Below are 25,596 nucleotides of genomic sequence, written 5' to 3'. Positions count from 1 at the left end.
ATGATGCCGGATAGGCATCATCAACAAATGAAAAATGACAAATATAACATTGAATCGTTTTTTTAAATATTTGTACAAAAAATTATAATTACTTTAATAACAATAATATCCAGCAGCCAAAGCAGCAAGAAAAAGGTTGACAAGCGTCAAATATTATATTAATATGTCTACATCCGGAGGGAAGCATGAAGAAGGCGAAGGAAGACACACTGTTCGATGCGGAATTCGGTGTGCGCCTTCGGGCGACCCGAAAAATGGCCGGCATGAGCATGGAAGACCTGGCCTCCAAAATGGGTGGAATGGTCACGAAGCAGGCCATCAGCAAGTACGAAAGAGGGCTGATGATGCCCTCGCCGGAGGTCCTCGAACGCCTGGGACAAGTTCTCGATGAGGCGACTCAAGGCGTATCGCCGCTCGGAGACGCTGTTCTGGGCCTTACGCCCGAGAAAAGCCATGAGCCGTCTGCCGTCTATTGTTACATTTCTGAGGCCGGAAGAGACGAAATTCCGAATCGGATTCGGGACGCGGCGCCCGTTCGGCGTTCCGAGCGTTTTCCTTCGCTCGCGGAAAGGCGGGCCCGCTATCTTGAAGCCTGGGAGGCCGGGGCCGGCGCGGGCCGAATCCGCTTCCGGGAAGGGCAGAAGCTTCCGGCCAGATCGGCCTCCATGCTCAAGCACCGGCTGGCCGATTATCTTCAGAGGTGTCTCGGGCTCGAAGCGCTTCTGGGAACGACCTCCCGATTCGAAAACCCCATCCGGAATCTTCCGGTTGGATCGCCCACAGAGGTCGAAACGGCGGCGGTCGAGGTCCGGCGCCGCTGGGATCTCGGTTCGGGGCCGATCGTCAATCTGCTCGGTCTTCTCGAAGACCGGGGTATCCGGGTTTTCGAGACACGCGGCATCGAGGGCTTCGAGGGATTGTCGGGGACCTTCGGCGCCGATCCGGCCGTGCCCTTCATCGCCGTGAGCCGGGATTTTCCGGACGACCGGGTCAGGTTCACGGCCGCCCATGAGCTGGCCCACATCCTGTGCGGATTTCCGGAGAGCGAGGGCGAGGAGGATTTGTGCCACCGCTTCGCGGGCGCTTTCCTGTTGCCCGAATCGGCGGCCGAAAAGGCTTTCTCCGGCGGGCCGCGGCGGCGCGTCACGCTGGGGGAGCTTGCGGAAATCAAGACGGCCTTCGGAATATCGCTCCAGGCCGTCATGTATCGGGCCCGGGCTTTGGGTCTCATCAGCGGCCGGCGGCTCCGGGCCTTCCGGGAAACCGTGAAAGCGCGCGGCTGGTCGGTCGTCGAACCCGTGGACTTTTCTGGCGCGGAGCGTGCGTCGCGTTTCCGGAACCTGGTGCGGCGTGCGGTGGCCTCGGGTGTCCTGGACGTCGATCGGGCCTCGAAGCTGGCCGGAATTCCGGCGGAGGAAATCCGGGACGAGATCGGAGAGCTGTTTTGAAAAACGGCGTGTCGAATCGATCGGGCTAGCTCGCCGGCCTCCGGGGGGAGGCCGGAAAACGAGCCGGCGATATCATAAAAAATCAAAAAAGGAGAAAAACAATGGGGAGAACTATCGAAAAATTCGTTGGGGAGATGGAGATCGGAGAGGTCCAGGTCTTCGAAAACATGGCCGTCTATCCTCTGCGCCGGGCCGGGAACGGCGGGCCGCGGTATCTGACGCTCGGAGAGGCGATCGAGGCGGGTGTTTTCTCGGTGACCGAGATCAGCGAGGGCGGCTCGGTGCCGGATCTTCAGGTCGAAAACCGGGGCGATGTTGCGGTTCTGCTCCTTGACGGCGAGGAGCTTGCGGGCGCCAAGCAGAACCGGATCATCAATGCGACGATCCTGGTCGCCGCGAAGTCCAACCTCAGGATTCCGGTGAGCTGCACCGAGCAGGGCCGCTGGAGCTATGTGTCGAGGCAGTTTGATGAATCGGGCCATCAGATGGACCGGAAGCTTCGAAGCGTCAACATGAAAGCCGTGCACGACAACCTTTCGGTCCATAAGGAATTCCGGTCGGACCAAAACATGATTTGGGACTGTGTCCGAAGTATAGTCGATGAATCCGATGTCCCGACCTCGACCGGCGCCATGAAGGACGTCTACGACGCCAAGGGGGCGGATCTTGACGCCTACATGAAGCCGTTCACGGCCGGGGACAACCAGCAGGGGATGCTGGTTTTTCTCGAAGGCCGTCCCGTCGGATTCGATTTCCTCTCGAGCCCCGTCGCCTTCAAGCGGCTCTTCGCCAAGCTCATCAAAAGCTATGCCATGGAGGCCATGATGACCGCCGAGATCAAGAAGAAGCGGCGGGGTCGGGGAAAAGCGGCGAAAGCCGGCGGAAGCGCTGATGAGGGCAAGGCCCCCAAGGTCCCGTCGGCCGATGACGCCCGCGCCTTTCTGGCCGCGTCCGGCGCCTGCGATGAACAGCCGGAAAAATCGGTCGGCTTCGGGGCCTATTATCGCTATGCCGGAAAGGGGATGGTCGGGTCGGCTCTGACCGCGGATGAGGCGGTCGTCCACACGGCCTTCTTCAGTCTCGACGAAGCCGAAGCCGCCGGTCCCATGGCCGGAATGAAATCCCGCCGCAACTTCCGGTTATAGTCGCCGGGCGCCCGGGCGGATTTATTTCACCGTCTTGCGCGGAAGCTTCTCGTCCGCCATGGCCGCATGATAGGCGAAGGCGGCCATGATGACGGCGTTCTTCATCAGGTCCTCGGCGGACAGGGTGTCGAAGAAATCGAGGTTCGTGTGTCCGGCCGTTCCGGCGATGCGGTCCTGGATGAACTGAAAACCGGGAAGACCGGCGTCGTCGAACGGCGCATGGTCGGTGCTGCCCACGCTCTGAATGGAAACGGCCGTCATGCCGAAGTCGTGGAACGGTTCCATCCAGGCCGTAAAGATCCGCCGGACATGTTCGTTTCCCTGCAGGTAGATCCCCCGGTATTGCCCGGCGCCGTAATCCTGGTTGAAATAGGCTGAGAGCTTTTTGTAATTCGAAGTCGGCGGGTTGTCCGGATCCTTGGGATTTCCGAAATGCCGTAACACATAGGCCTTCGACCCGAAAATCCCCTGTTCTTCGCCGCTCCAAAGGGCGACGCGGATCGTCCGGCGCGGCACGGCGCCGACGGCTTTCAGGATGCGGGCGGCTTCGAGAACCACGGCGCAGCCCGAAGCGTTGTCGCTGGCGTTGGGGCTGGCGTGCCAGCTGTCGAAATGGGCGCCGATCATCACGATCTCGTCCTTGAGATCGGTCCCCGGAATTTCCCCGATGAGGTTTGCGGCCGGCATGACCTCTTCTCCGTGCCGGTTGCGGATTTCGATCTCGATGTTGACGGGTATGCCGCGCTTCAAAATCCGGACCATCCGATTGTAGTGTTCCGGCGTCACGGCGACGATGGGCAGGGAATCGAGACTCTTTTCGCGCGACCACATGTCGTCCTTGGTGCCGGGCCGGGCGAAGCCGATGACGACACCCGGCCGGCCTCCGTCGCACTGGAAAACGGCGGCGGCGCCCTCGGACTTGAAGAAGGCGATTTTGTCTTCCGGCTTGAGGACGTCGGGATTGGGCGGCGGCGGGGCCGGCCGTGCGGGCGGAGGCACGACGTTCTCTTCGAGTTTTCGGAGATCTTCGTCCGTCAGGCGCCGGACACCCTGGGCGAGTGCCGCCTGACTGATCGGAAGCGGCGGAGAGGCCAGGACCGCTGCACCCCGGAGTTTGCCTTTCAGAGGTTCGAGATCGGCCTGTGTCCGGACATCGGCGACGACCACCGGGCAAACGAGACGTCCCGGAGTGCCCGGGGTATGCGTCAGCGGAAAGCCGGTCATGGGTGTATAGTCGGGTTCGATCATGTGGAGAGAAAAATACTCGTTGTCCCAGGTGACGCCGTAGTCCATGAAGGGCTCGGCAACAACGTTCGCGAGGCCGAGACTCGACATTTTTTCCGCGGCCCAGTCCTGAGCCCGTTTCATGGCCTCGGAGTTCGTGAGGCGGGCGCCGAGAACATCGGTGATATAGCCGGCGATGTCCATGACCTGGGAGCGCTGAAGCCCCTCCTCGCGGATCTTGGCGACGGCGTCCCAGCGGACCGGACTCTGGGCGGTCGAGGACAGGGTTATCAGAACGAGTGCGGCGATGATCGCCGGAACGGCTTTTCGTGATTTTGACATTCGGTCCTCCCTGCAAAAATGAGAGTTGCTTGGCTGAGGTTTAAAAATCCAGTTTCAACCCGGCCAGAAGGGCTTTAAAGCGCGGGTCGACGGTCATCGCGGGAGAGAACCACCCGGTATAAATGTGAATGAAAGGCATTAACGTATCGCGTTCTTCATAAGCCCTGTTCAGAAATTCGAAGGCCAGGTCGAGTTTTCCCAGAGCTCCCGACAGCCAGGCGGTGCTTACGGATGAAAGGTTTTCAATTTTTTTCTTGTTTTCGATCATCCCCTCCAGGATTCGAGCCGCTTTTTCGCGATTCCCTTTCATCACGTGGATCAACCCGAGATTTCCCTCGATCCATCCGGGGAAGATGGCTAGCCTTTTCCCTTTTTCAAAGGTGTCCAGGGCCTCGTCCAGAAGTCCTTTGCGCAGATAAGCCATTCCGGCATGAAAATGGGCCAGGCCGTTGTTCGGCTCGATGTCCAGGGCCCTCGTGAATTCCCGGAGGGCCTCGTCAGGGTTTCCCACGGCCACATGAAGACCTATGGACCAGGCATAAAAGAGGGGCATCAAGGGGTCGATCTCCAGGGCCTTATTGATTTCCCGGATCGCATCGTCGAACCGTCTTCGATTTAAGCCATACCAGCCGTAGGCTCCATGGGACATGGCGTGTCCCGGATTCAGCGAGACGGCTTTATCCAGGCTCCGGCCGGCCGCATCCCAATCCCACTCAAACCAGAGCGACATCATGGCGGCGACGGCGTGGGCTTCGGCCAGGTTTTCATCCAGAGACAGGGCTTTCGCAACCGCGGCTTTGGCTTTCGGCCACATCTCGGCCGGTGAGGCCATGTTCATGTTGCCCCGCCCGCCATGGACCATCGCCACTCCCGTGTAGGCCTGAGCAAAACCGGGGTCTTTATCAATGGCGGCGCGGAAAAGATTCAGAGCCTTTTCAAAGGATTCAGGACTCGGTCTGGAGCAGAAATAGAGCCCCTTCAAGTAGAGGCTGTAGGCCTCCGGGTCTTCCGTTGAACGCTTCCGGAGGGCGGTCTTTTCTCCGATTTTCAAGGTCACTTTCAGACTGTCCACGATGGCCGCCGTGATCTCATCCTGAATGGCGAAGATGTCGGCCATATCCCGGTCGTAGCGCTCCGACCACAGATGAAAGCCGTCCTCGACGTTGATGAGCTGGGCGGTGATGCGCAGGCGGTTTCCGGCTTTCCGGACGCTGCCTTCGAGAACGGCCTTGACGTCGAGCTTCCGGCCGATCTCCCGGATGTCGAGATTCATGCCCTTGAGTATGAAGGCCGAGGTTCGGGCCACGACCCGCAGGTCCTGAATGTGGGCCAGGGCGTTGATCAGCTCGTCGGCGATCCCCTCGGCGAAATAGTCCTGGTCCTTGGCGGGGCTCATGTCGGCGAAGGGCAGGACGGCGATGGACGGAGAAGGTTTTTTGGTAGAGGGCGCGGGCGCATCGGCCATGCCATGAAGGTTGACGTCTTTGAGGTCATGGATCAGGGCCTGGAAACCCGGATAGCGGTTGAGGGCGTTTTTCCGGAGGCATTGCTCCAGGATCCCGGCGAGGCCGGCCGGGATATCCTGCCGCAGAGCCGCAATTGGATCGGGCTCGCCGTGGATAATGGCCTGAAAAACCGCCTGTTCATGGCCGCCCTGGAAGGGGCCGCGACCGGCCAGCATCTCGTACAGCAGGCTGCCGAACGACCAGATATCCGTTCGGTGGTCGACCTTTTGACCGAGGGCCTGCTCGGGAGACATGTAGGCGACCGTGCCCATAACCGCATCCGTCCGCGTCAGGTCTCCGGCGCCCTCCATACGGGCCAGCCCGAAATCCATGATCTTGACCGCGCCTCCGGCGGCGAGCATGATGTTGGCCGGTTTGATGTCCCGGTGAATGACCCCTTTGCGATGAGCTTCCCCCAGGCCTTCTGCGACCTGGAGGGCGATGTCCAAGACTTCTGCGATCTTGAGCGGCTTCCGGTTGATTCTCTCCTTGAGGCTCATCCCATCAATGTAGGCCATGGCGATATACATTTGGCCGTCTTGCTCCTCGACCTCGTAGACTGTACATATGTTGGCATGGTCGAGGGCGGCCGCGGCCTGGGCCTCGCGCATGAACCGCTCCTTGGCCTCGGGAGACTGCGATTGTTCGAGAGGGAGAAGCTTCAGGGCGACGGGGCGCTTGAGCTTCGTGTCCTCGGCTTTAAATACGACGCCCATGCCGCCGCGTCCGATCTCGCTTCCAATTCGATACTTGTTTGCGAAGAGCATCCCTTTTTTAAGCTCGGGAGCGGGCGAGTCGAGGGTTTTTGTGACCATGTCTGAGAGCAGGGATCCGCACTCGCTGCAAAACCGGGATGTCTCGGGATTATCGGAATGACATCGGGAGCATTTCATGACCAATCTCTCAATATTTCTCTGTCTTCCGGCAACAGAGAATCACTATATGTCGCGTCCGGCGGGATGTCAACCTGAGTTGTTTGGCTTTGAGACTCGCTTTCCGGCTCAAAAAGCCAAGAGCGGAAATCCGTGGTTTGCCAAAGCCCGGCAACGGAGTATAATCTCTGCAGGGAGGTGGCAAATGAAAAAAGCCCTGATTTTCATCTTGATCGGAGTTCTGCTGGGTGCCGCCGCGGGTTGGGCCTTTATCCGATACGTCCTCCCGCTCTGGCAGCCCTCTCATGTGGACAACACGTTCTACGAAACGACATCCAAGTTGGACAAGGGCGGCGAAGTCTTCGTCTACCTGCACGCCGAACAAGTCATGCGGGCTGTCGTGGATGCCCTGGACGGGTTCGACAAGGCCCTCGAGCTTATGCCCGAAGAGCATAAGGTCAAGGCCCGTCCGGGCCTTGACATGGCCCGAATCATGTTCGAAAGCTACGGACTGGACGAGATCAGCGGTGTCGGTATCAGTTCCTTCTCCTTCAAGCCGGGTCTCCGTCGCGTACGCCTCGTCCTCCACCACCGTCCAGGAAAAGATCAAGGCCTGATCTGGAATGCCGCAGGCGCGGCCGCGCGGTCTCTTGATGAACTGAACCTGCTGCCGGCCGATACGGCCCTGGCCGTCTCCCAGGATGCCGACATCGCCGGGCTGATCGAATGGGCAAGCCGATTCGGTTCCCGCATCGGCGATGCGGAAGGGAAAAACCAGGCGGGCCCGAGCCCGGATCAAGCCATGGCCTTGATGAAAGGCGCGCTTCAAATGGCGGGCATCGATTTCGACCGGCTCATGGCCTCATACGGCGGCCGCTTTGGCTACCTAATCACGCTGGATACGGAAAAGAGAGTGGCTATTCCGGCGAAAGACAAGCCCGTTTTGATCCCCGAACCCGCCTTTGCCCTGTTCATTCATGTCAAGGACGACTACATCTTCGACACGATCAAGGCCAAGGCGCCCGAATCCGGGAAACCGCCGGCCGGCGCCGACCAGGACGTGCGGAAGATCGTCTTCCCGCCGATTTTGGCGCCCTTTCCTGTCGAGCCCGCGATCGCCCAGAAGGGCGGCTGGCTGGTGGCCGCATCGCGGCCCTCACTCCTGGACGCGGTTCTTTCCGGAATGGGGCCGCGCCTGTCCGCCGACAAGGACTTTAAGGAGATCGCCGCCCGCCTGCCCCGCAAGGGGAATGGTTTCAGTTATGTCAGCCCGCGCCTGATGCGGGCCGCCGCCCAGGCGATGCGTGAGAACCTGACCGGATTCCCGGCCTCGTCCGCGCTGGCCCGGATCGCCGGGATCCTCGATCAATCGAAGGGATTATGCCAGGTCCGGGAAGTCTCCGAACGGGGCATCGTCGCCACGATCCACCATGGTTTTGACGTTGCCTCCCTTCCTGAACTTGTCGACGCTCTGGCCGAGATCGCCCGGAAGTCGGCCCAAGTCCGAAAGACGGCTGCTCCCGCGCCGCCGGACGAAGAGCCGCCGCGGCGCTTCGATTGACATTTCCAAGAGCCGACATTATATTGCCCGTAAGTCGCAGGTGTTCAAGCTTACGGTTTGAATCCGACCGGGGTTATCCGCCGATAAGGAGGAGGATTCCGGCGATCTCTACAAGGAGGAGAATCATGAGAACGCGGTTTGTTTTGGTCGTGGGTTTTCTGCTGGCTCTCGGGCTTGTCTTCGGGGCTTGCAAAGGGCCGATGGGGCCGGCCGGTCCCGCCGGACCCGCAGGCCCGGCCGGTCCCGCGGGTCCCACCGGTCCGACAGGGGCAACCGGCAATGCCAATGTCACACTCTACATCTTCGATGGGCATGATTTTGCCGCAAGCTCAACAACGCAAAGACAAATTACTATTCCCAGAGCAACGGCTGAGAAATGCTTGTGGATGATCTATCTGGTCTGGGGGAGTCCCACGAATCCTCTTTACTACTTTATACCGGGTCCAGGGTATACCAATTACTCCGAATATCGATCTTGGCACCAACTTCTCCCGACCTATGCTCTCTTTCAATTCAGAAAAGTCTCGGGACCGGGTGAAACATATTTCGAAATCAGGATCTTCAGGGTCGATGCGAACAACATCGAAGACAAGAAGACACCGGCCTCGCAGTCTCTTGATTTCAAAGCCCTGATCCCGGAATGGCTCGATATCCGAGACTATCATGCCGTCGCCAGACATTTCGGGTTGGAGTAGATTCTTCGATCATATCTTCGTCTTTAAAAATTCGTGATCTTCGGGCCCGGCGAGATCCGGTCCGCCCACGCTCCGGACGAGTTCGTGCCCATCGCCGAACTGGCGACGGCCGTCCTGCGATTCTGCCGCTCCCGCGCCGCCGGACGAAGAGCCTCCGCGGCGCTTCGATTGAGTTTATTTGCGCGCCTTTTTTCCCAGAGCGGCGATATCGTCGGCCGCGCGATCCCATTTCTCGAGGAGGCGCTGCGTGGAAAAGAAAGTGCTGCAGGAAGTTGACCTCGACGGGCTGGTCGGGACGCTTTGCGATCTGATCGCCTTTGAAAGTCTGGGCAACCGGGAAGTTCCCATTCAGGAACACATGGCCGGGCTTTTCGAAGCGGCCGGCATGGATACGGATCTCTGGGAGATCGATCTGGCGGCCCTCGAGCGCCACCCGTCCTGCCACGCGGAAATCAGGCGGGACCGGGCTCTCGGATTGGCCGGCAAGTGGGGCGCCGGGCGGGGCCCGAGTCTGATCCTCAACGGGCATGTCGACGTCGTGCCGGCCGGCGAACCGGACCGTTGGACCGTGCCGCCGTTTGAAGGCACGGTGCGGGACGGCCGCGTCTACGGCCGCGGCGCGGCGGACACGAAAGGCGGATTGTGCTGCGCCCTTTACGCCGTCAAGGCCCTGCGCCAAGCGGGTGTGGAGATCGACGGCGAGGTCGTTCTCCAGTCCGTGGTCGGCGAGGAAGACGGAGGCATCGGCACCCTGGCTGCGGAGGAACGCGGCTATCGTGCCGACGGCGCCGTCGTTCTGGAACCGACCGGCCTTGCGGTGGCTCCGGCCCAGGCCGGAGCGCTCAGCTTCCGCATCACCATTCCCGGGAAGGCCGCCCATGGAGCGCTTCGTACGGAAGGGGAGGATCCGCTGGAAAGTTTCGCGGGCGTTTTCGGCGCCCTCCGTGAACTGGAGCGCCGGCGCAACGCCCGGCTTTTCCATCCGCTGTTCGCCGACACCGAAATCCCCTTCGCCATCTGCATCGGCAAGGTCCGGGCCGGAGTCTGGGCCTCCACCGTCGCTGAAACCATGGTGCTGGAGGGCCGTTACGGCCTCGGTATCGGCGAGGATGCCGGGGCCGCCCGCAAAGAGCTGGAGGAGGCGGTGTGCGGGGCCGCCTCTTCCGAGGCCCGGCTTCGGAGACGGCCGCCGTTCGTGGAATGGTGGGGTGCCGTCTACATGCCCGCCGAAATCCCTGTGAACCACCGGCTGGTGACGACCCTGACCGGGGCCTTCGAGGCGGTCTCCGGTCACCCGCCCCGGTTGCGCGGCATGCCTTTCGGTGCGGACATGCACCTTCTGGTTCACCAGGGTCGGACACCCGCCGTGATCTTCGGGCCCGGCGACATCCGCTCCGCCCACGCTCCGGACGAGTTCGTGCCCATCGCCGAACTGGAGATGGCCGTCAAGGTTCTGGCGACGGCCATCCTGCGATTCTGCCGCTCCTGAATCTCCGTTCGTTGGAGCCGGAATGGGAAACCCAGCCACGTTGATCGGGCTGTGGGAGTATGATACAAATGACCTATTCCCCTTGAGGAGTTTCTCATGCGCAAAGATCTGATCATCCTTGGGCTTTTTATCCTGGCCGTACTGCTTCCGGCCTGCCGGCCGCCGGCCGCCGAAGCTCCGGCCTACCCGGAGACACGGAAATCCGACGTCGTCGACGATTATTTCGGAACGCTCGTCGCCGATCCCTACCGCTGGCTCGAAGACGACCGGTCGGCCGAAACCGAAGCCTGGGTCGAGGCCCAGAATGCCGTGACCTTCGGCTATCTGGATCAAATCCCCTTCCGGGAACACATCCGGTCCCGGCTTCTCGAAATCTGGAACTATCCCCGCTACGGCTCCCCGTTCCGGGCCGGCGATTATTATTTCTTTTACAAAAACGACGGCCTGCAAAACCAGTCCGTCATTTACATCCAGAAGGGACTCGACGGCGAGCCCGAAGTCTTCATCGATCCCAACGAACTTTCGCCGGACGGCACGATCCGGATCGGCATCACCGGGTTTTCGACCGACAAGAAATATGTCGCGATCTCCCGCGGCGAGGCCGGGTCCGACTGGTCCGAGATCCGGGTCATGGAGATCGCTACAAAAACCGAACTTCCCGACCGCATCCGCTGGGTCAAGTTTTCCGGGGCGGCCTGGCACGGCGACGGATTTTTCTACAGCGGATACGACGCCCCCGAACCGGGCCAGGAGATGACGGCCCGCAACGAATACCAGAAAGTTTTCTTCCACAAGCTGGGTGACCCGCAGGAGAAGGATGTCCTCGTCTATGAGGACAGGGACCATCCGCTGCGTTATGTCAGCGCCGGCATCACCGAAGACGAGCGGTTTCTCATCCTGAATATTTCCGAGGGCACGAGCGGCAACGAACTCCGTTACCGGGATCTCGCCTCCCGCGACCGATCCTTCAAACCCCTGATCCGGGGCTTCGAAAACGACAGTTACGTCGTCGACAGCCGCGGCGGCAAGTTTCTGATCCAGACGAACATCGGCGCCCCGAACTATCGCGTCGTTCTCATCGATCCCAAGGCTCCCACCGCGGAGAACTGGACGACCGTCATTCCGGAGGGCCCCGAGGTTTTGAGCTGGGCGCGCACCGCGGCCGGTCAGATCTTCTGCGGCCGGTTGAAGGACGCTTCGTCCAGGATCACCCAGTACGAACTCGACGGCACACGAGTCCGCGAGATCGAACTTCCGGCTCTGGGCACGGCCGGAGGTTTCGGCGGATGGAAAGACGACACCATCCTCTTCTATACCTTCACGTCCTATACTTATCCGCCCGTGATCTTCAAGTACGATCCGGTCTCCGGCGCCTCGGAAATCTTCCGCGAGGCCGAAGTCCAATTCCGGCCGGAGGACTACGAAACAAAACAGGTTTTCGTCACGAGCAGGGACGGGACGGCGGTTCCGATGTTCATCGTCCACAAAAAAGGCCTGGCCCTCGACGGCAAAGCCCCGACCTATTTGACGGCTTACGGAGGATTCAACATCAGCGTCCTGCCGTCGTTCAACACCTCGATCATCGCCCTTCTCGAAAACGGCGGCGTCTTCGCCCAGCCCAACCTCCGCGGAGGCGGGGAGTACGGAGAGGCCTGGCACAAGGCGGGGATGCTGGAGAACAAGCAGAACGTCTTCGACGACTTCATCGCCGCCGCCGAATACCTGATCCGGGAGAAATACACGTCGCCCGAACGCCTGGCCATCGCCGGAGGCTCGAACGGCGGACTCCTCGTCGGAGCGGCCATGGCCCAGCGTCCCGAGCTGTTCGGCGTCTGCTTCCCGGCCGTCGGCGTCATGGACATGCTCCGTTATCACAAGTTCACCGTCGGCTGGGGCTGGGTCGTGGAGTACGGTTCGAGCGACGACCCCGACGCTTTCAAATACCTTTATGCTTACTCACCGCTCCACAACATCCGGGAGGGCGTCTGTTATCCGGCGACCCTGGTCACGACGGCCGACCACGACGACCGGGTCGTTCCGGCCCACTCCTTCAAGTTCATTGCCGAGCTTCAGGACAAGCAGGCCTGCCCGAATCCCGTCCTCATCCGGATCGAGACGCGCTCCGGCCACGGCGCAAGCAACGTGACCAAGGCCATCGACGAGACGACGGACAGGTGGGCCTTCATGTTCCACGTCATGGGGCTGAAACCGAAATACTGATTAGAAAATTGTATAGATGAACGGCGCGATAACCGAGCTCTGGCTGAAAACCAGGAGAAGGCCGAAAAGCACAAGAATCAAAACCATGGGCATCATCCACCATAGCTTTCGTTTCCACAGGAACACCATGAGCTCGTGAATCACGCCGAACCTCGAGAAAAACCTGCGTACGGAACCCATCAGGCCATCCTTCCGGAGGAATTCGAATTACTTGCCGACAAGAAAATTCTCCATGACGAGATAATCGATGCCGCTCTGGCTGAATGTATTGAAGGCGTTGGCCGGAGTCGTGACGATCGGTTCGCCCCTCAGGTTGAAGGAGGTATTCAAGAGAACGGGGACTCCCGTGGCGGCTCCGAATTTTTCAACGATTTGATAATACCGGGGATTCCATTCCTTACGGACGGACTGAAGCCGTCCCGTTCCCATGTGGTTCACGGCGCTGACGGACTCGGCCTTGTCCTCCTTGAGCGGTAAAACAAGCAGCATGTATCGGGCGGGGTACTGTCCGGCGATGTTTTCGCCCTGGAAATAATCCCCGATGTGATCTTCAAGGATAACGGGGGCGAAGGGCCGGAAAGGCTCCCGGAATTTGATTTTGATATTGACCAGATCCTTCATGTCCTCGCTTCGAGGATCGGCCAGGATGCTTCGGTTGCCGAGAGCCCGCGGTCCCCATTCAAATCTTCCCTGAAACAGCCCAATGACCTTTCCGTTTTGAATGTGCTCGGCGACCCTGTCCGTCAGCTTGTCCTCGTCATCGTAATGCTCATAGGGAATCCCGCGGCCGTCCAGAAAACTCCGGATATCTCCGTTGGAGTAGGCCTTTCCCCAATAAGCATGTTCCAGGATGAAATGTCGAGGTTGCCCCAGGACGCCATGCTGCATATGAAGAGCGGCCCCCAGCGCGGCGCCGCCGTCTCCCGCGGCGGGCTGAATGAAGATCTCTTCAAAGGGGGTCTCACGCAGGATTCGCCCGTTGGCCACGGAATTCAGGGCCACGCCTCCGGCCAGACAGAGCTTTTTCAATCCTGTCTTTTGATGCAGCGAATTTGCCAGCTTCAGGATCACCTCTTCCGTCGCCTTCTGGATGCTGGCGGCGATGTCGGCATAGTGTTCATTTTCCCGGCAGAGTTCCGCGAAATTCGACGGCTTTTCCCCGAAATAGGACGGATACCGGGTCGTGGACGTGAAAAAAAAGCTTTCGGGTTTTCGCGGCGGGCCGAACAACTTTTCGAATTTCGCGGTGAAAGCCCGATGATCCGAATAATGGAAGCAAAAATAATCCATGTTCAACCGGAACGAGCCGTCCGGCGCCACGTGCATCAGATGGTCGAAGATTTTGTCCAAATACCGGGGTTTTCCGTAGGGAGCCATCCCCATGACTTTGTATTCGCCCTCGTTGACCTTGAACCCCAGAAAAGCCGTGAAAGCACTGTACAGGAGGCCCAGGGAATGGGGGAAGCGGATCTCATTCAGGAGCGTGATGGCGTTGCCCTTTCCGGTTCCCATGGAAGCCGTCGTCCATTCCCCGACGCCGTCCACGGTGAGAATCGCGGCCTCTTCGAACGGCGAGGGATAAAACGCGCTTGCGGCATGGGACAGATGGTGTTCGCTGAACAGGATCTTGCCGTCGTCGATTTTTAACTGATCCCGAATGATGTTCTTCAGCCAGAGTTTGTCGCCCAGCCATGTGATCATGGACTCGCGGAAAACCTTCCAGGATTTCGGAAATGTCTGCATGGACGACATGAGAATGCGTTCGAATTTATGAAACGGCTTCTCGTAAAACACGACATAATCCACGTCATGAATCGACAGCCCGGCCTCGTCCAGGCAGAACCGGACGGCTTCTTTGGGAAAATCGAAGTCATGTTTGATCCGTGTGAACCGTTCCTCCTCCGCCGCCGCCACAAGCCGGCCGTCCCGAACAAGCGCAGCGGCCGCATCGTGATAGAAACAGGAGATTCCCAACACCACCATCAGAATTGTCTCCTCATCGATCCCATATCGACACCGGAATCTTCCCGCTTATTCCAGAACGAGGGGCTCGTGCGGGGCTTGAGCTGAAGAGGATCGCCCAGCAGACGGATTCCCACCGCAAAAGGTGCCACGACCAGAAAATAGAGGAAGGACAGGAGCATTCGGCCCTGGAAAGATCCCAGCCGTTTCGAAAACGCCGCCCATCGAGCCATCAACCTTTTCAGGGAAGAAGGATGGAGTTCGTTCCCGCCTTTTATGGGAGGGACCGGCGCTGCATCCGGCCTTCCGGCCCATACCGCCATGATTCCGACCAGGCATGCCGCGGCCATCCAGATCAGAACAATCAGCCAAGGATTCAATTCCAGCAGGTTCCTGGAATAAAGGGCACCGCCCCAAAGAACAAGAACCAGGAATAGATCCAGAAATCTCGGTCTCAGCTCGACGGATTTCCCGGCTTTGCCGACGGCGCCGCCGCTATAGGAAACCAATGTGAGCAGAATCAGAATAAGGGTTGAAAGAAAATCCATTTTGGTCTCAGCTAATTTCGACGCCACATTCTACTGGAAAACCCCCTCTCTGTCAAAAAACATTCGTCAGGGGGAAACGCCGCTGCGCCATGATTCCGGCGGTGAAATGTGTTATAATTCCCGCCCGTCTAACATGAAAAAGTGGCTGGAAAAATCGGCCTTGCTGCTTGTGGGCATCCTTCTGGCTTTAGCCGGGACGGAAATGATCTCCCGTGTTTTCTGGGAACGCATCACCGGGCTGCCGAAGGGGAATCCGATATCTTTCGTGACTTCCGGCGATTACGAGAATATTCCGCCCGGAGCCTTTGTTTGGTCCGGCCCCCTCGGTGCAGTAAAGGAATTCCATAATGTATCCTCGAGAAATCGGCTGGGATTCCACGATTATGACTATGGTGTTCACAAACCTGATGGAACATTCCGGATTGTTGTTGTCGGAGATTCCTTTGTCGAGGCCAAGGAAGTTCCCATTTCTAAGAACTTTGCTAAAATCCTGGAACGAAAGCTCAACGAATTCCATGACTCCCGCGTGGAAGTCCTCGCCTTCGGCAGGTCGGGGAACGGAGCCGTCAAAAACCTGGAGGTCCTCAGGGATATCGGATTATGTTTTCAGCCGGATCTGGTCCTTATGCAGTTCTTGAGCAATGATCCTATCGACGACGATCCTCATGGAGCCGCCGACCAGAAGCGTCAAAATGCGCTTCGGAAAGAACATGTCGAAGATCTGAGCGTCTTGTATCCACGCTATCTGCTGCTCGAAAAATCCCGATTCAACCAAATCCTTGCTTTGAAAACGGCCCGCTGGGTTCAGGGAATTCAAACGCGAAAACACGCTGATCTTGACGAAAACAGGTTTGTTCATGCGAGCATGCTCATCTTCTCTCATCAACATGCCGGACGATGGAAGGATGCCTGGAATAACTCCCAAAAACACATTCTGCAGGCCCGGGATATCTCCCTAGAGGCGGGATCGGAGTTTCTCCTTGTGTCTTTTCCTGAGTTTTGGAGAATGGGGGATGAGAAGAGCCGATGGAGATATGTCAGGACCATAAGCCCGGATTCTCATCAGGACGACTGGGATTTCGACATGACCGATCGAAGGCTCGAAAGATTCTGTCAAAAAGCGGATGTCCCCTTTTTATCCCTGGTCCATGAATTCCGACGTGAATACTCAAAGTCCAAGAAACCTTTTCATTTCACTTACGATATGCATTTGAATGAAAGGGGCCATGAGCTTGCGGCTTCAATTCTTTTCGAATACATCGTTCAATCCCCGCTTCTCCAATGAGGGATTGCTGCGCTTTGACTTAACGCGAATCGTTCGGGCTATTTTTTAACGGCGTGTTTCTCCAGGAGCGGGCGGAACTTGTTCATGAGTTCCTCGTTGATGTCGAGAGGCGGAACGGCGTCGGCCGGGAGAAAGGACTTGTAGGGGTTCTTCGCCGTATAGGCCTCGAATTCCGTCCGTAGCTTTTTCAATTCGGCCGGAGAGGTCAGAAGATCGACGGCCGAGGCGGCCATGGCCTTGGCCCCGGCGTTCAGCCCTTTCCAGGTCGCCGTTCCGTAATTCGAGGCGACCGACGACCAGTGGTGGCCGATCGAGCCCGGGACCTGGCCCGGAAAAACGATGGTCGCCGTTGGGGCGATCAGGGTGACGTCGCCGACGTCGGACGATCCGCCCCCCATGGCGTCCCCGCGCGGTTCCCTGAGTTGACCGACCTCGGAAGGCATCCCGATTTCCGGGGCTCCGAGTTCTTTCTGGAGCGCCTTGGCGAAAGCATGCTCTTCCTCGGACCATTCCGGCATGCCGACGAGTTCGATGTTTTTCTGAAAGAGCTCGGCCGCGGCCTTGTTGGCGTGCCGCTGGTGGACGGCGCTGATGACCCGGACGGATTCGAGCTCCGTGCCTGAGGCCAGGGCGCCGGCTCGGGCGCAGTCCATGACCCGGGTGTACATGTCCCCGAGCCGTTCATCGGTGTTGCGGACGTAATACCAGACCGAGGCCTTGTCCGGCACGACGTTGGGCGCCTCTCCGCCCTGGAGAATCACATAATGCAGGCGCTGGGAGAGATGAAGATGTTCGCGGAGGTAATTGGCGGCCACGTTCATGATCTCGACGGCGTCGAGGGCGCTCCGGCCCGCCCAGGGCGCCCCGGCGCTGTGAGCCGTCTTGCCGCGGAACGTGAACACGGAGGAAAACAGAGCGTTCCCGCCGCGGCCGTAGCCCGTGCCGAAGCCGCTCGAGCTGTGGTTGTCGATCACGGCGTCCACCCCGTCGAACAGGCCGGCCCGGATCATGTAGGGGCGGCTGACGACGATCTCCTCGGCCGGCGAGCCGAAGAACTTGATCGTCCCCTTGATGCCGTGAGCCTCCATGGCCCGCTTCACGGCGATGGCCGCGGCGATTCCCGCCGTGCCCATGGCGTTGTGCCCGCAGCCGTGGCCCGGCGCTCCCGCGACGATGGGATCCTGGTAGGGGACCCCGCCCTTCTGTGAGAGCATGGGCAGGGCGTCATATTCGCCGAGGATGCCGATCACGGGTTTTCCCGAGCCGTAGCTTGCCGTGAAGCAGGTCGGCATGCCGGCCAAACCGCGGTCGACGGTGAAACCCTCGCTTTCGAGGGTGTCGGCCAGCAGCCGGGCCGATTTGAATTCCTGGAGACCGAGCTCGGCATAAGACCAGATGGCGTCCGAAATCCGTCCGAAGCGTTCGACGACTCCGGGATCGCTCAGCCAGTCGAGGACGGCGGCCTTTTCCTTGGAGATTTTGACCTTGGGAGCGGCTTCGATGTCCGTGGACGGAAGCCATCCGATCACAAGAACGGCGGCCAGGACCGCCGAGGCAAAAAATCGAGGCTTTATGTTCATTTGTCCCTCCGGAATTTATCGAGGAGTTCGGTGTAGCGGTTGGACAGGTCGGCCTCTTTTCCGGCGATGAAGACCCGTTCGATCTTCGTTCCGAGTTCGAGGATGTCGCCGTCAGCCAGGACGATATCGGCCCTCTTGCCGGGATCCAGGCTGCCGAGAGAATCGCCCAGGCCCAGAATCTCGGCCGTGTTCAGCGTGACGGCCCGGAGAGCCTCCGTCCGGTCGAGCCCGAAAGCGGCCGCCTTGGCGGCATGATAGGGAAGATCCTTGGCGACGCCGGCGCTCGAGGACGAAAAAGCGATCTTGACCCCGGCTTCGTGAAGAATCGCGGGATTTCTGTAGAGAGAGTCGTAGCCGTCTTCCCAGACCGGGGACATTTCGTAGAGCGATCCGAAAACGACGGGAATGCCCGATTCCTTGACGGCCGCGGCCGCCTTCCAGGCCTGGTGGGCGCCGTAAAAGACGGCCCTGACGTTTTGCTCCTTGACGAACTTGATCGCGGCCAGAATGTCCTTTTCGGCCTGGACGGAGATCATGAGAGGCAGCGCGCCGTCGATGACGGGAAGAAGCGCCTCGGACGTTTCGTCGAACTGCGGATGGGGGAGGGTAAGGTTCGCGGCTGCGGCCTCCCGCATTTTCTTGTAATGGCGGGCTCCGTCGAAAAGTGCCTTGAGCTCCTTGAGGATTTGATCCGCGGTTTCGCGGGGTTGTCCTGCGAACAGGGCCGCGAAACCGCCCCGCCGGGGGATACCCGGAAGCTCGACGTGAAGGAATGCCGGACTCTTGATGGCCATGTCTCGATGAGTCCAGCCGTCGAGTCCGAGCAGGCAGCTCTGACCCGCAATGACGCCGCCCGAAGGGGCGACCAGGGCGGCCGTTATGCCGTTCGACCGGGCGATGGGGATGTGCATGGAGTCGTAGCGGATGGCTTCGAGGGAGCGGGCCTGGGGGTTGATCCGGCCCGTCTCCCGGTTGTCGACGGTCGCGGCCACACCGCTGATCTCGACGAGTCCCAGGGAAGAATAGGCATCGATCATCCCGGGATAAGCCGTAAGGCCCGAGGCGTTGATGATCTCGGCGCCATCGGGGATGGCAATGTCGGCGCCGACGGCTTCGATCCGGCCGTTCCGGACGAGAAGGGTTCCCTTGGCGATCTCCGGCCCCGACACGGTGACGATCCGGGCGCCCGTGACGGCCAGGACCTTGTCTTCGGCCGGCGCGGCGGACAGGCTTGTGAAAGTTGAAACGACCAGACCGGCCAACAAAATCGCCGTGATGCGATGTTTTCTCATCGGGTGCCTCCCGTCACGCTTTCGGCCCCGCCTTTTTCGACCGCGGCCTCCCGGTCCTTGAGATATTGTTCGCGGTCGAAGTAGATTTCGCCTTCGATCACGGTCATGTCGCAGCGGGCGTAGGCGCTCATCGGGTGTTCGTTGAAGACGGCGATGTCGCCGTGCTTGCCGACTTCGAGGCTGCCTGCGATTTTTTCGACGCCCATCTGAATGGCCGGATTGATGGTGATGAGCTTGAGAGCTTCTTCAGGAGACAGGCCGGATTTCACGGCTTTCCCGGCGTCGTTGAACAGGCGCCGGATGCGCTCTCCGCTGTCGGAGTTGATGGAGACGAGAACGCCGCGCTGTGCGCAATAGGCCGCTGTGGGTGCAATGCCCTCGGCCGCTTCCATCTTATAGGCCCAGCTGTCGGCGAAAATGGAGATGCCGATCCCGGCTTCGGCCAGTTCGTCGGCGATCTTGTAGGCCTCCCAGGCGTGTTCGAAGGCGCCGATCTTGAACCCGAATTCCCGGGAGAGTTCCAGAAATTCCAGGGTTTCCGTGGCCTGGTAGGTATGGCAGCGGGCGACAATCTCGCCGCGAAGCATCGCGGCCAGAACCTCCAGGGCCAGGTCTTTTCGGGGCGGGAGCAGGTTTTTCGGCGGATTTTTCGAGGCCTTCAGTCGCTCATACCGCTCCCAGCGGGCCATGTAGTCCCGGGCTTTCTGGAATTCACGCCGGATGATGGCGTTGGCGCCCATCCGTGTCGCGGGGTAGCGGCGCGGGACATTGAAGGCGATTTGCCGGTTGGACTGTTTGACGTTTTCACCGAGGGCGAATTTCAGAGTCGGCGTCGCCTCGCGGACGACGAGCTCTTCAGAGGGGCGCCCCCACTTCGTCTTGAGGGTCACGTTTTGCCCGCCGATCGGATTGGCGCTGCCGTGCATGGTGTGGACCATCGTCACGCCGCCGCTGAGGGCGGTCAGAATGGATACGTCGTCGGCGTGGACGACATCGGCCATGTCGACCTCGGGAACGATGGCTTCGGTTCCCTCGTTCGTTCCGGAGAGCGCGATGTGTGTGTGGGAGTCGATGATCCCCGGCATGACATATTTCCCCGAGGCGTCGACGATGCGGATGCCCGGAGGGGCGGGGATGTTCTCTCCGATCCTGCGGATGATCCCGCCCTGGATCAGAATGTCGCCGCGGGGAATCACGCCTCCGGTGACGGTCAGGAGCGTGCCGTTCTTGATGAGCAGGTCACCTCCGCCGTCCGCGGCCGCCGGGGAGACGAGGGCGGCGAACACCGTCGCCAGGACAAGGGCGCGGAAAGACAGGCGCACGTTTTTCATCGGGATTTCTCCTCGGGTTTTTTTGGCTTTTCCGGGGGTTTGGGCGTGAAGGACAGGCCGTCGACAAAGACCCGCTCGACCAGGGCCTTTTCATCGAAGATGTCCCCCCGGACGAGAATCACATTGGCGATCTTTCCGGTCTCCAGGCTGCCGATCCGGTCGGCGGCGCCGAGGAACCGGGCCGGGACGATGGTCAGGGCCTTGAGGGCCTCATCGGCGGAGAGTCCCGCCTTGATCGCAGTCCGGACGTTCCTGAGCGCCGTGGCTCCGTCCGGGAGTCCCAGGGCGGTCAGGGCGAAGGGGATGCCGGCCTCGGCCAGCTTGGCGGCGTTTGCCGGGTAGATCTCGCTTTGGGCCTTCTTCTGCAGATCCTCGCCCTGATGGGTATAAGCGCTTCGGGGAGGCGGCGCGAAATTCAGGCTGACGAACAGAGGCCGACCGGATTTCTTCAGATCGGCGGCGACGCGCCAAGCCTCGTTGGCCCCTCCGATCATGGCGTTCAGCCGGAATTCGTCGGCCAGACGAAGGGCCCGCTTGATGTCCTCCTGGTCGTTGCACTGGAAGACGACGGGGCGACGGTCTTTGACGAAGGGGATGAGCGCTTCCAGGAGCGGATCGTAGGTCGGCCGCTTCATTCCCCGTCCGGCCTTTTCGTAGCGTGACAGGTGTTCGGCATAATGGAGCGCGTTATGAAAATGCTGGCGCAGGAAGGCCATCGTCCCCATGGGACTCGACGGGTAGGTGCCGCGTTCGACGGCGAAATTGATATGCAGGGCGGCGCCGTTTTTAAGGACCATGGGTTCGGCCTTGTCCCCGTTGAGGTTGAGAAGGACGCTCAGTCCCTGGAAGATTCCCGGTGCCGGTGCGACCAGGATCGTCGTTACGCCGCTCCGGTGCAGGTTCTCCAGAACCTGGGTTTGGGGCTTGATCCGGTCGAAGGCCCAGGTCAGAGGCTGGGATTTCGGCGTCTCTTCCGCTTGCCGCCCGGCTGTCGCCGCAGCGGCGGCGAGAGCGGCCGCCCGGCCTTCGGGCGCCTCCTCGCGGGGCCGTTCGATAAGGAACCCCGTGTGTGCGAGAATGAGGCCGGGATAGGCCGTCAGGCCTTCGGCGGCGACGACCTCGGCGTCGGGCGGGATCTTGATTTTTCCGGATTCGCCGACGGCCTCGATGAGTCCGTCGCGGATGACGACGACGCCTTTCTCCAGGATGGGGCCGGCGGCGGTGACGACACGGCAGCCTTCGAGGGCATAGGCCGGCCGTGTCTCTTCAGCAAAAACGCCGGCCGCCGCAATCAGGGAGACAAGGCACCAGGCGGCGGGAAGGATTCGGGTGGGATGCATGATCCTCCTTTCGGTCATGGCTCGGTCTGCAAGGATTTTTAATGATAAACGAATTCCGGCCGATTGAAAAGTAAAACCGAAAAGGTCCGGGCGGATCGGTCGGAACCGATATGGTATAATGAATCCACAGGGAGGGCGACATGATCAGAAAACCATTTTTGTCTTTGACGGTTTCAGCCGCAGCCGTGATTATCCTGTCCGCCGGCTCGGCCTTCGCCGACCGCGGCGATTTCGGGGTCGGGATTATCCTGGGAGAACCCACGGGCATCACCATCAAGCAATGGACGGGAAGAACAACGGCCATCGATGCCGCGGCCGCCTGGTCCTTGGAAAGGGACGGGGCGTTCCATGTCCACGCGGATTATCTGATCCACAGTTTCCGGGTCTTCAGCCCGCGGAGAGGCTCTCTGCCGGTCTATTATGGAATCGGGGGTCGGATTCTGTCGCAGAAAAAAAACCGGGCCGGCATCCGCTTCCCCGTGGGGTTGGCCTATCTTTTCGACAAAACACCCCTTGAGCTGTTTTTCGAAATCGGTCCGGTTCTCGACCTCATTCCGTCGACGGATATTAGTATTGGAGCCGGTCTCGGAGTGCGGTACTATTTCCGCTGATCCCGGCCTGCATCCGGGAACCGGCAGTTCCCTTTACCCGCCCGGAAGCCCCGACCCCATTTTTCGGGAGCATGTCCACCGACACTGAAGGACGCGTTTGACCCCCCGGACGGTCGTATGATATAAAATCCGGGATAAAAGCGCCATGATAACCGTCAGATTCGCACCCAGTCCCACGGGATGGCTCCACATCGGGAGCGCCCGGACTGCCATCTTCAACTGGCTCTTCGCCCGGCGGCACGGGGGACGGCTTCTGCTCCGGGTCGAGGACACGGATCTCAAGCGCTCCGATCCCAAATTTCTCGAAGAGATCCTGTCCTCTCTGCGATGGTTGGGGATCGACTGGGACGGAGATCCGATTTTCCAGAGCCGCCGTTTTCCTCTTTACCGGGAACGTGCCGAACAGCTCGTCGCCGCGGGCAAGGCCCGCCGGGACGGCGAGGCCATTCTCTTTCCCGTGGAGGCGGGCCGGACGATCGAGGTCCGAGACATGATCCACGGTCCGATCGCCTTCGACGCCGGGACGTTCAAGGAGCAGGTCCTGATCAAGTCCGACGGTTCCCCGGCCTACAATTTCTCCTGTGTCGTCGACGACGCCGACATGGGCGTTACCGACATCCTGCGCGGCGACGACCACATCTCGAACACCCCCAAACAGATCCTCTTTTACGAGGCCCTCGGCCTCGAACCACCCCGCTTCGGTCATATGCCTCTCATCCTCGGACAGGATGGGGCGAAACTGTCCAAGCGCCACGGCGGCACAGCCGTCGGCGAATACCGGAGCGAAGGGTTCCTTCCTGAGGCCCTGGCCAACTATCTCATCCTTCTCGGATGGTATCCGGGCGAGGACCGTGAGATTCTGTCCATGGCCGAGGCGGGCGGCATGTTCTCACTCGAGGCCATGAACGACGTTCAGGCCAAGTTCGATCTGACGAAGCTCAAGTGGCTGAACGGCGAATACATCATGAAGCGGGAAACGGCCGATCTTCTGCCGGATCTCCGCGACCGCCTGGCTGCGGCCGGGTTCGCCCTGCCGGAAGGCCGCGGGGACGATTATCTCGCCTCCATCATCGATCTCTACAAGATCCGCATCAAGACCCTGGGGGAATTCGCCGGCATGACGGATTTCTTCTTTACCGGCGCCTTCGCCATGGAGGACGATGCGGCAGCCCAGCTGGCCAAGCCCGGGGCCAAAGACCGGGTCCGCGAATTGGCCGAAGCCGTCGCCGGAGTTGAACCCTTTACCCATGAAACCATCGAAACCGCCTGCCGAGCCACGGCCGAAGCCGCGGGCGTCAAGGCCGCCGCCGTCATCCATCCGGCCCGGGCCGCCCTGAGCGGCAAGACCAAGGGGGCCGGCCTTTTCGAAATTATGGAAGTCCTCGGGCGAGAGAAAGTCCTCGAACGGCTGCGGAGGGCGTCATGAACGACAAGCCCGCGGCCCCCCGCCATTTCGTCAAGGACATCATCGACGATCACAACGCGACCGGACGATTCCAGGGCCGGGTTCTCACCCGGTTCCCGCCCGAACCCAACGGCTACCTCCATATCGGCCACGCCAAGTCCATCTGCCTGAATTTCGGTCTGGCCGCCGAGTACGGCGGGGTGTGCAACCTGCGGTTCGACGACACCAACCCCGAGACCGAAGAGATCGAATACGTCGAATCCATCAAGACGGATATCCGCTGGCTGGGGTTCGATTGGGAGGACCGCGAATACTACGCCTCGGACTATTTTGAAAAACTCTACGAGTTCGCCGAACGTCTGGTCGAAAAGGGACGGGCCTTTGTCTGTGACTTGAGCGCCGAAGAGGTTTCGGCCCAGCGCGGAACGCTCACCGAGCCCGGCAAGGACAGCCCTTTCCGGACGCGGCCCGCCGAGGAGAATCTCGACCTTCTCCGGCGCATGAAGGCCGGAGAGTTTCCGGACGGATCGCGGACGCTGCGGGCCAAGATCGATATGTCCCATCCCAATCTTTTGATGCGCGATCCGGTTCTCTACCGGATCCGGCGGGCCCACCATTACCGGAGAGGGGACGCCTGGTGCATCTACCCGACTTATGACTGGGCTCATGGCCAGTCGGACTCGATCGAAGGCATCACTCATTCGATCTGCACGCTCGAATTCGAGGTCCACCGGCCTCTCTACGACTGGTGTCTGGACGCGCTGGAGATCCACCACCCGCAGCAGATCGAGTTCGCCCGCCTCAACCTCAGCCACACCGTTCTCAGCAAGCGGCGGCTTCTCGAACTCGTTCGTGAAGGCCGCGTCTCCGGCTGGAATGACCCGCGGATGCCCACGCTCTCCGGAATCCGCCGTCGCGGCTACACGCCCGAGGCTGTCCGCCGCTTCTGCGACATCGTGGGCGTGGCCAAGGCCAATAGCATCATCGACATGCCGCTTCTTGAAAACTGCGTCCGCGAGGACCTGAACCGCCGTGCGCCGCGGACGATGGCCGTCCTCCGCCCACTCAAGGTCGTCATCCTGAATTATCCCGAGGGAAAGACCGAGGATCTTGAGGCAGTCAACAACCCCGAGGATCCGTCGGCCGGAACGCGGATGATTCCCTTTTCCCGCGTCCTCTACATCGAGCGCGAGGACTTCATGGAGGACCCGCCGAAGAAGTTTTTCCGCCTGTCTCCCGGCCGGGAGGTCCGTCTCCGCTATGCCTATTTCATCCGCTGCGAAGAGGTCGTCAAGGATCCGGCGACGGGTGAGGTTGTCGAGGTCCGCTGCACCTACGATCCGGCGACGCGGGGAGGGGACTCGCCCGACGGCCGGAAAGTCAAGGCCACCCTTCACTGGGTTTCGGCCGAACACGCCTTCGAAACCGAGGTCCGGCTTTATGAGACGCTCTTCAGCGTCCGGGATCCCAACGACGTCGGAGAGGGCGAGGATTACAAGATCCATCTCAACCCGAAGTCGCTGGAAATTCTTTCCGGATGCCGCCTCGAACCCGGACTGAAAGATGCGGCGCCGGGCGACTTTTTCCAGTTCGAGCGGATGGGGTATTTCTGCGCCGACAGCGAGGATTCCAAGCCGGGGCGGCCGGTTTTTAACAGGACGGTGACGCTGAGGGATGCTTGGGTTAATATCCTCAAAGGCGGCCGCGAAAACCTCTAGCCGGGACTGTGCGTCATAACGCC

20 protein-coding genes are annotated in these 25,596 nt (G+C 60.2%); 11 read left to right on the top strand and 9 right to left on the bottom strand.

All coding sequences use genetic code 11. The features are described 5' to 3' along the window. Positions 1 to 185: 185 nt before the first annotated feature. A complete protein-coding gene (locus SCM96_02680) occupies positions 186 to 1,448 on the top strand; it encodes an XRE family transcriptional regulator (GenBank protein MDW7759525.1) in 1,263 nt (420 codons plus the stop codon). Positions 1,449 to 1,549: 101 nt separating this feature from the next. Beyond that, entirely contained in the window at positions 1,550 to 2,593 is a 1,044-nt protein-coding gene (locus SCM96_02675; protein ID MDW7759524.1) for a DUF6569 family protein, read from the top strand. A gap of 21 nt (positions 2,594 to 2,614) precedes the next feature. Here SCM96_02675 and SCM96_02670 read toward each other — a convergent pair whose 3' ends face one another. Together SCM96_02670 and SCM96_02665 are read right to left on the bottom strand one after the other, a co-directional pair. Further along, the gene (locus SCM96_02670; GenBank protein ID MDW7759523.1) at positions 2,615 to 4,159 is read right to left on the bottom strand and encodes a M20/M25/M40 family metallo-hydrolase; all 1,545 of its coding nucleotides are present in this window, start codon (positions 4,157 to 4,159) and stop codon (positions 2,615 to 2,617) included. A 40-nt stretch (positions 4,160 to 4,199) separates the two neighbouring features. Beyond that, positions 4,200 to 6,479 (bottom strand): protein kinase, encoded by a 2,280-nt coding sequence (locus SCM96_02665; protein MDW7759522.1) that lies wholly within the window; start codon positions 6,477 to 6,479, stop codon positions 4,200 to 4,202. A 262-nt stretch (positions 6,480 to 6,741) separates the two neighbouring features. On the opposite strand from SCM96_02665, the gene SCM96_02660 reads away from it, so the two are divergent. From SCM96_02660 to SCM96_02640, 5 genes are all read left to right on the top strand, one after another. Next, positions 6,742 to 8,097, top strand: a complete 1,356-nt coding sequence (locus SCM96_02660) for a hypothetical protein (GenBank protein ID MDW7759521.1) — start codon at positions 6,742 to 6,744, stop codon at positions 8,095 to 8,097. Between the two features lie 125 nt (positions 8,098 to 8,222). Then, the gene (locus SCM96_02655) at positions 8,223 to 8,792 is read left to right on the top strand and encodes a hypothetical protein (GenBank protein ID MDW7759520.1); all 570 of its coding nucleotides are present in this window, start codon (positions 8,223 to 8,225) and stop codon (positions 8,790 to 8,792) included. Between the two features lie 33 nt (positions 8,793 to 8,825). Then, positions 8,826 to 9,068, top strand: coding sequence for a hypothetical protein (locus SCM96_02650; GenBank protein MDW7759519.1), 243 nt, complete (start codon positions 8,826 to 8,828; stop codon positions 9,066 to 9,068). Next, positions 9,040 to 10,281, top strand: a complete 1,242-nt coding sequence (locus SCM96_02645) for an ArgE/DapE family deacylase (protein ID MDW7759518.1) — start codon at positions 9,040 to 9,042, stop codon at positions 10,279 to 10,281. Before SCM96_02650 ends, SCM96_02645 begins: the two co-directional genes overlap by 29 nt. Before the next feature lie 96 nt (positions 10,282 to 10,377). Beyond that, the gene (locus tag SCM96_02640) at positions 10,378 to 12,501 is read left to right on the top strand and encodes a prolyl oligopeptidase family serine peptidase (protein ID MDW7759517.1); all 2,124 of its coding nucleotides are present in this window, start codon (positions 10,378 to 10,380) and stop codon (positions 12,499 to 12,501) included. Here SCM96_02640 and SCM96_02635 read toward each other — a convergent pair whose 3' ends face one another. Genes SCM96_02635 through SCM96_02625 form a run of 3 tightly spaced genes read right to left on the bottom strand, consistent with a single transcriptional unit; the run spans position 12,502 to position 15,011 of the window. Further along, positions 12,502 to 12,681: a DUF5989 family protein gene (locus tag SCM96_02635; protein MDW7759516.1), complete on the bottom strand. Its 180-nt coding sequence runs from the start codon at positions 12,679 to 12,681 to the stop codon at positions 12,502 to 12,504. It lies immediately after the preceding gene. Between the two features lie 27 nt (positions 12,682 to 12,708). Then, positions 12,709 to 14,484: a carbamoyltransferase gene (locus SCM96_02630; GenBank protein ID MDW7759515.1), complete on the bottom strand. Its 1,776-nt coding sequence runs from the start codon at positions 14,482 to 14,484 to the stop codon at positions 12,709 to 12,711. Beyond that, positions 14,484 to 15,011, bottom strand: a complete 528-nt coding sequence (locus tag SCM96_02625) for a hypothetical protein (protein ID MDW7759514.1) — start codon at positions 15,009 to 15,011, stop codon at positions 14,484 to 14,486. Before SCM96_02625 ends, SCM96_02630 begins: the two co-directional genes overlap by 1 nt. Before the next feature lie 133 nt (positions 15,012 to 15,144). Between SCM96_02625 and SCM96_02620 the strand changes: the two genes are divergently transcribed. Further along, positions 15,145 to 16,296, top strand: coding sequence for a hypothetical protein (locus SCM96_02620; protein MDW7759513.1), 1,152 nt, complete (start codon positions 15,145 to 15,147; stop codon positions 16,294 to 16,296). Between the two features lie 38 nt (positions 16,297 to 16,334). On the opposite strand, the gene SCM96_02615 is transcribed toward SCM96_02620, so the two are convergent. From SCM96_02615 to SCM96_02600, 4 genes are read right to left on the bottom strand one after another with little or no spacing between them, the layout of a single operon-like run. After that, positions 16,335 to 17,876, bottom strand: coding sequence for an amidohydrolase (locus tag SCM96_02615; GenBank protein MDW7759512.1), 1,542 nt, complete (start codon positions 17,874 to 17,876; stop codon positions 16,335 to 16,337). Beyond that, positions 17,873 to 19,168, bottom strand: coding sequence for an amidohydrolase family protein (locus tag SCM96_02610; GenBank protein MDW7759511.1), 1,296 nt, complete (start codon positions 19,166 to 19,168; stop codon positions 17,873 to 17,875). Before SCM96_02610 ends, SCM96_02615 begins: the two co-directional genes overlap by 4 nt. Further along, a complete protein-coding gene (locus SCM96_02605) occupies positions 19,165 to 20,499 on the bottom strand; it encodes an amidohydrolase family protein (GenBank protein MDW7759510.1) in 1,335 nt (444 codons plus the stop codon). Before SCM96_02605 ends, SCM96_02610 begins: the two co-directional genes overlap by 4 nt. Beyond that, positions 20,496 to 21,839: an amidohydrolase family protein gene (locus SCM96_02600; GenBank protein MDW7759509.1), complete on the bottom strand. Its 1,344-nt coding sequence runs from the start codon at positions 21,837 to 21,839 to the stop codon at positions 20,496 to 20,498. The genes SCM96_02605 and SCM96_02600 overlap by 4 nt, the downstream gene beginning before the upstream one ends. Positions 21,840 to 21,979: 140 nt before the next feature. Here SCM96_02600 and SCM96_02595 point away from each other — a divergent pair, with 140 nt between their 5' ends. The 3 genes from SCM96_02595 to SCM96_02585 all read left to right on the top strand — a co-directional run bounded on the left by SCM96_02595 (position 21,980) and on the right by SCM96_02585 (position 25,573). Then, a complete protein-coding gene (locus tag SCM96_02595; GenBank protein ID MDW7759508.1) occupies positions 21,980 to 22,450 on the top strand; it encodes a hypothetical protein in 471 nt (156 codons plus the stop codon). Positions 22,451 to 22,595: 145 nt separating this feature from the next. Further along, a complete protein-coding gene (gene gltX, locus SCM96_02590) occupies positions 22,596 to 23,876 on the top strand; it encodes a glutamate--tRNA ligase (GenBank protein ID MDW7759507.1) in 1,281 nt (426 codons plus the stop codon). Beyond that, the gene (locus tag SCM96_02585) at positions 23,873 to 25,573 is read left to right on the top strand and encodes a glutamine--tRNA ligase/YqeY domain fusion protein (protein ID MDW7759506.1); all 1,701 of its coding nucleotides are present in this window, start codon (positions 23,873 to 23,875) and stop codon (positions 25,571 to 25,573) included. Before gltX ends, SCM96_02585 begins: the two co-directional genes overlap by 4 nt. Positions 25,574 to 25,596 lie beyond the last annotated feature (23 nt).

Source organism: Acidobacteriota bacterium (genome assembly GCA_033549365.1).
Classification (GTDB): domain Bacteria; phylum Acidobacteriota; class Aminicenantia; order Aminicenantales; family Saccharicenantaceae; genus JAWSUF01.
The sequence above is the reverse complement of the archived record's forward strand: the minus strand, read 5'-3'. Positions and strand labels throughout refer to the sequence as shown.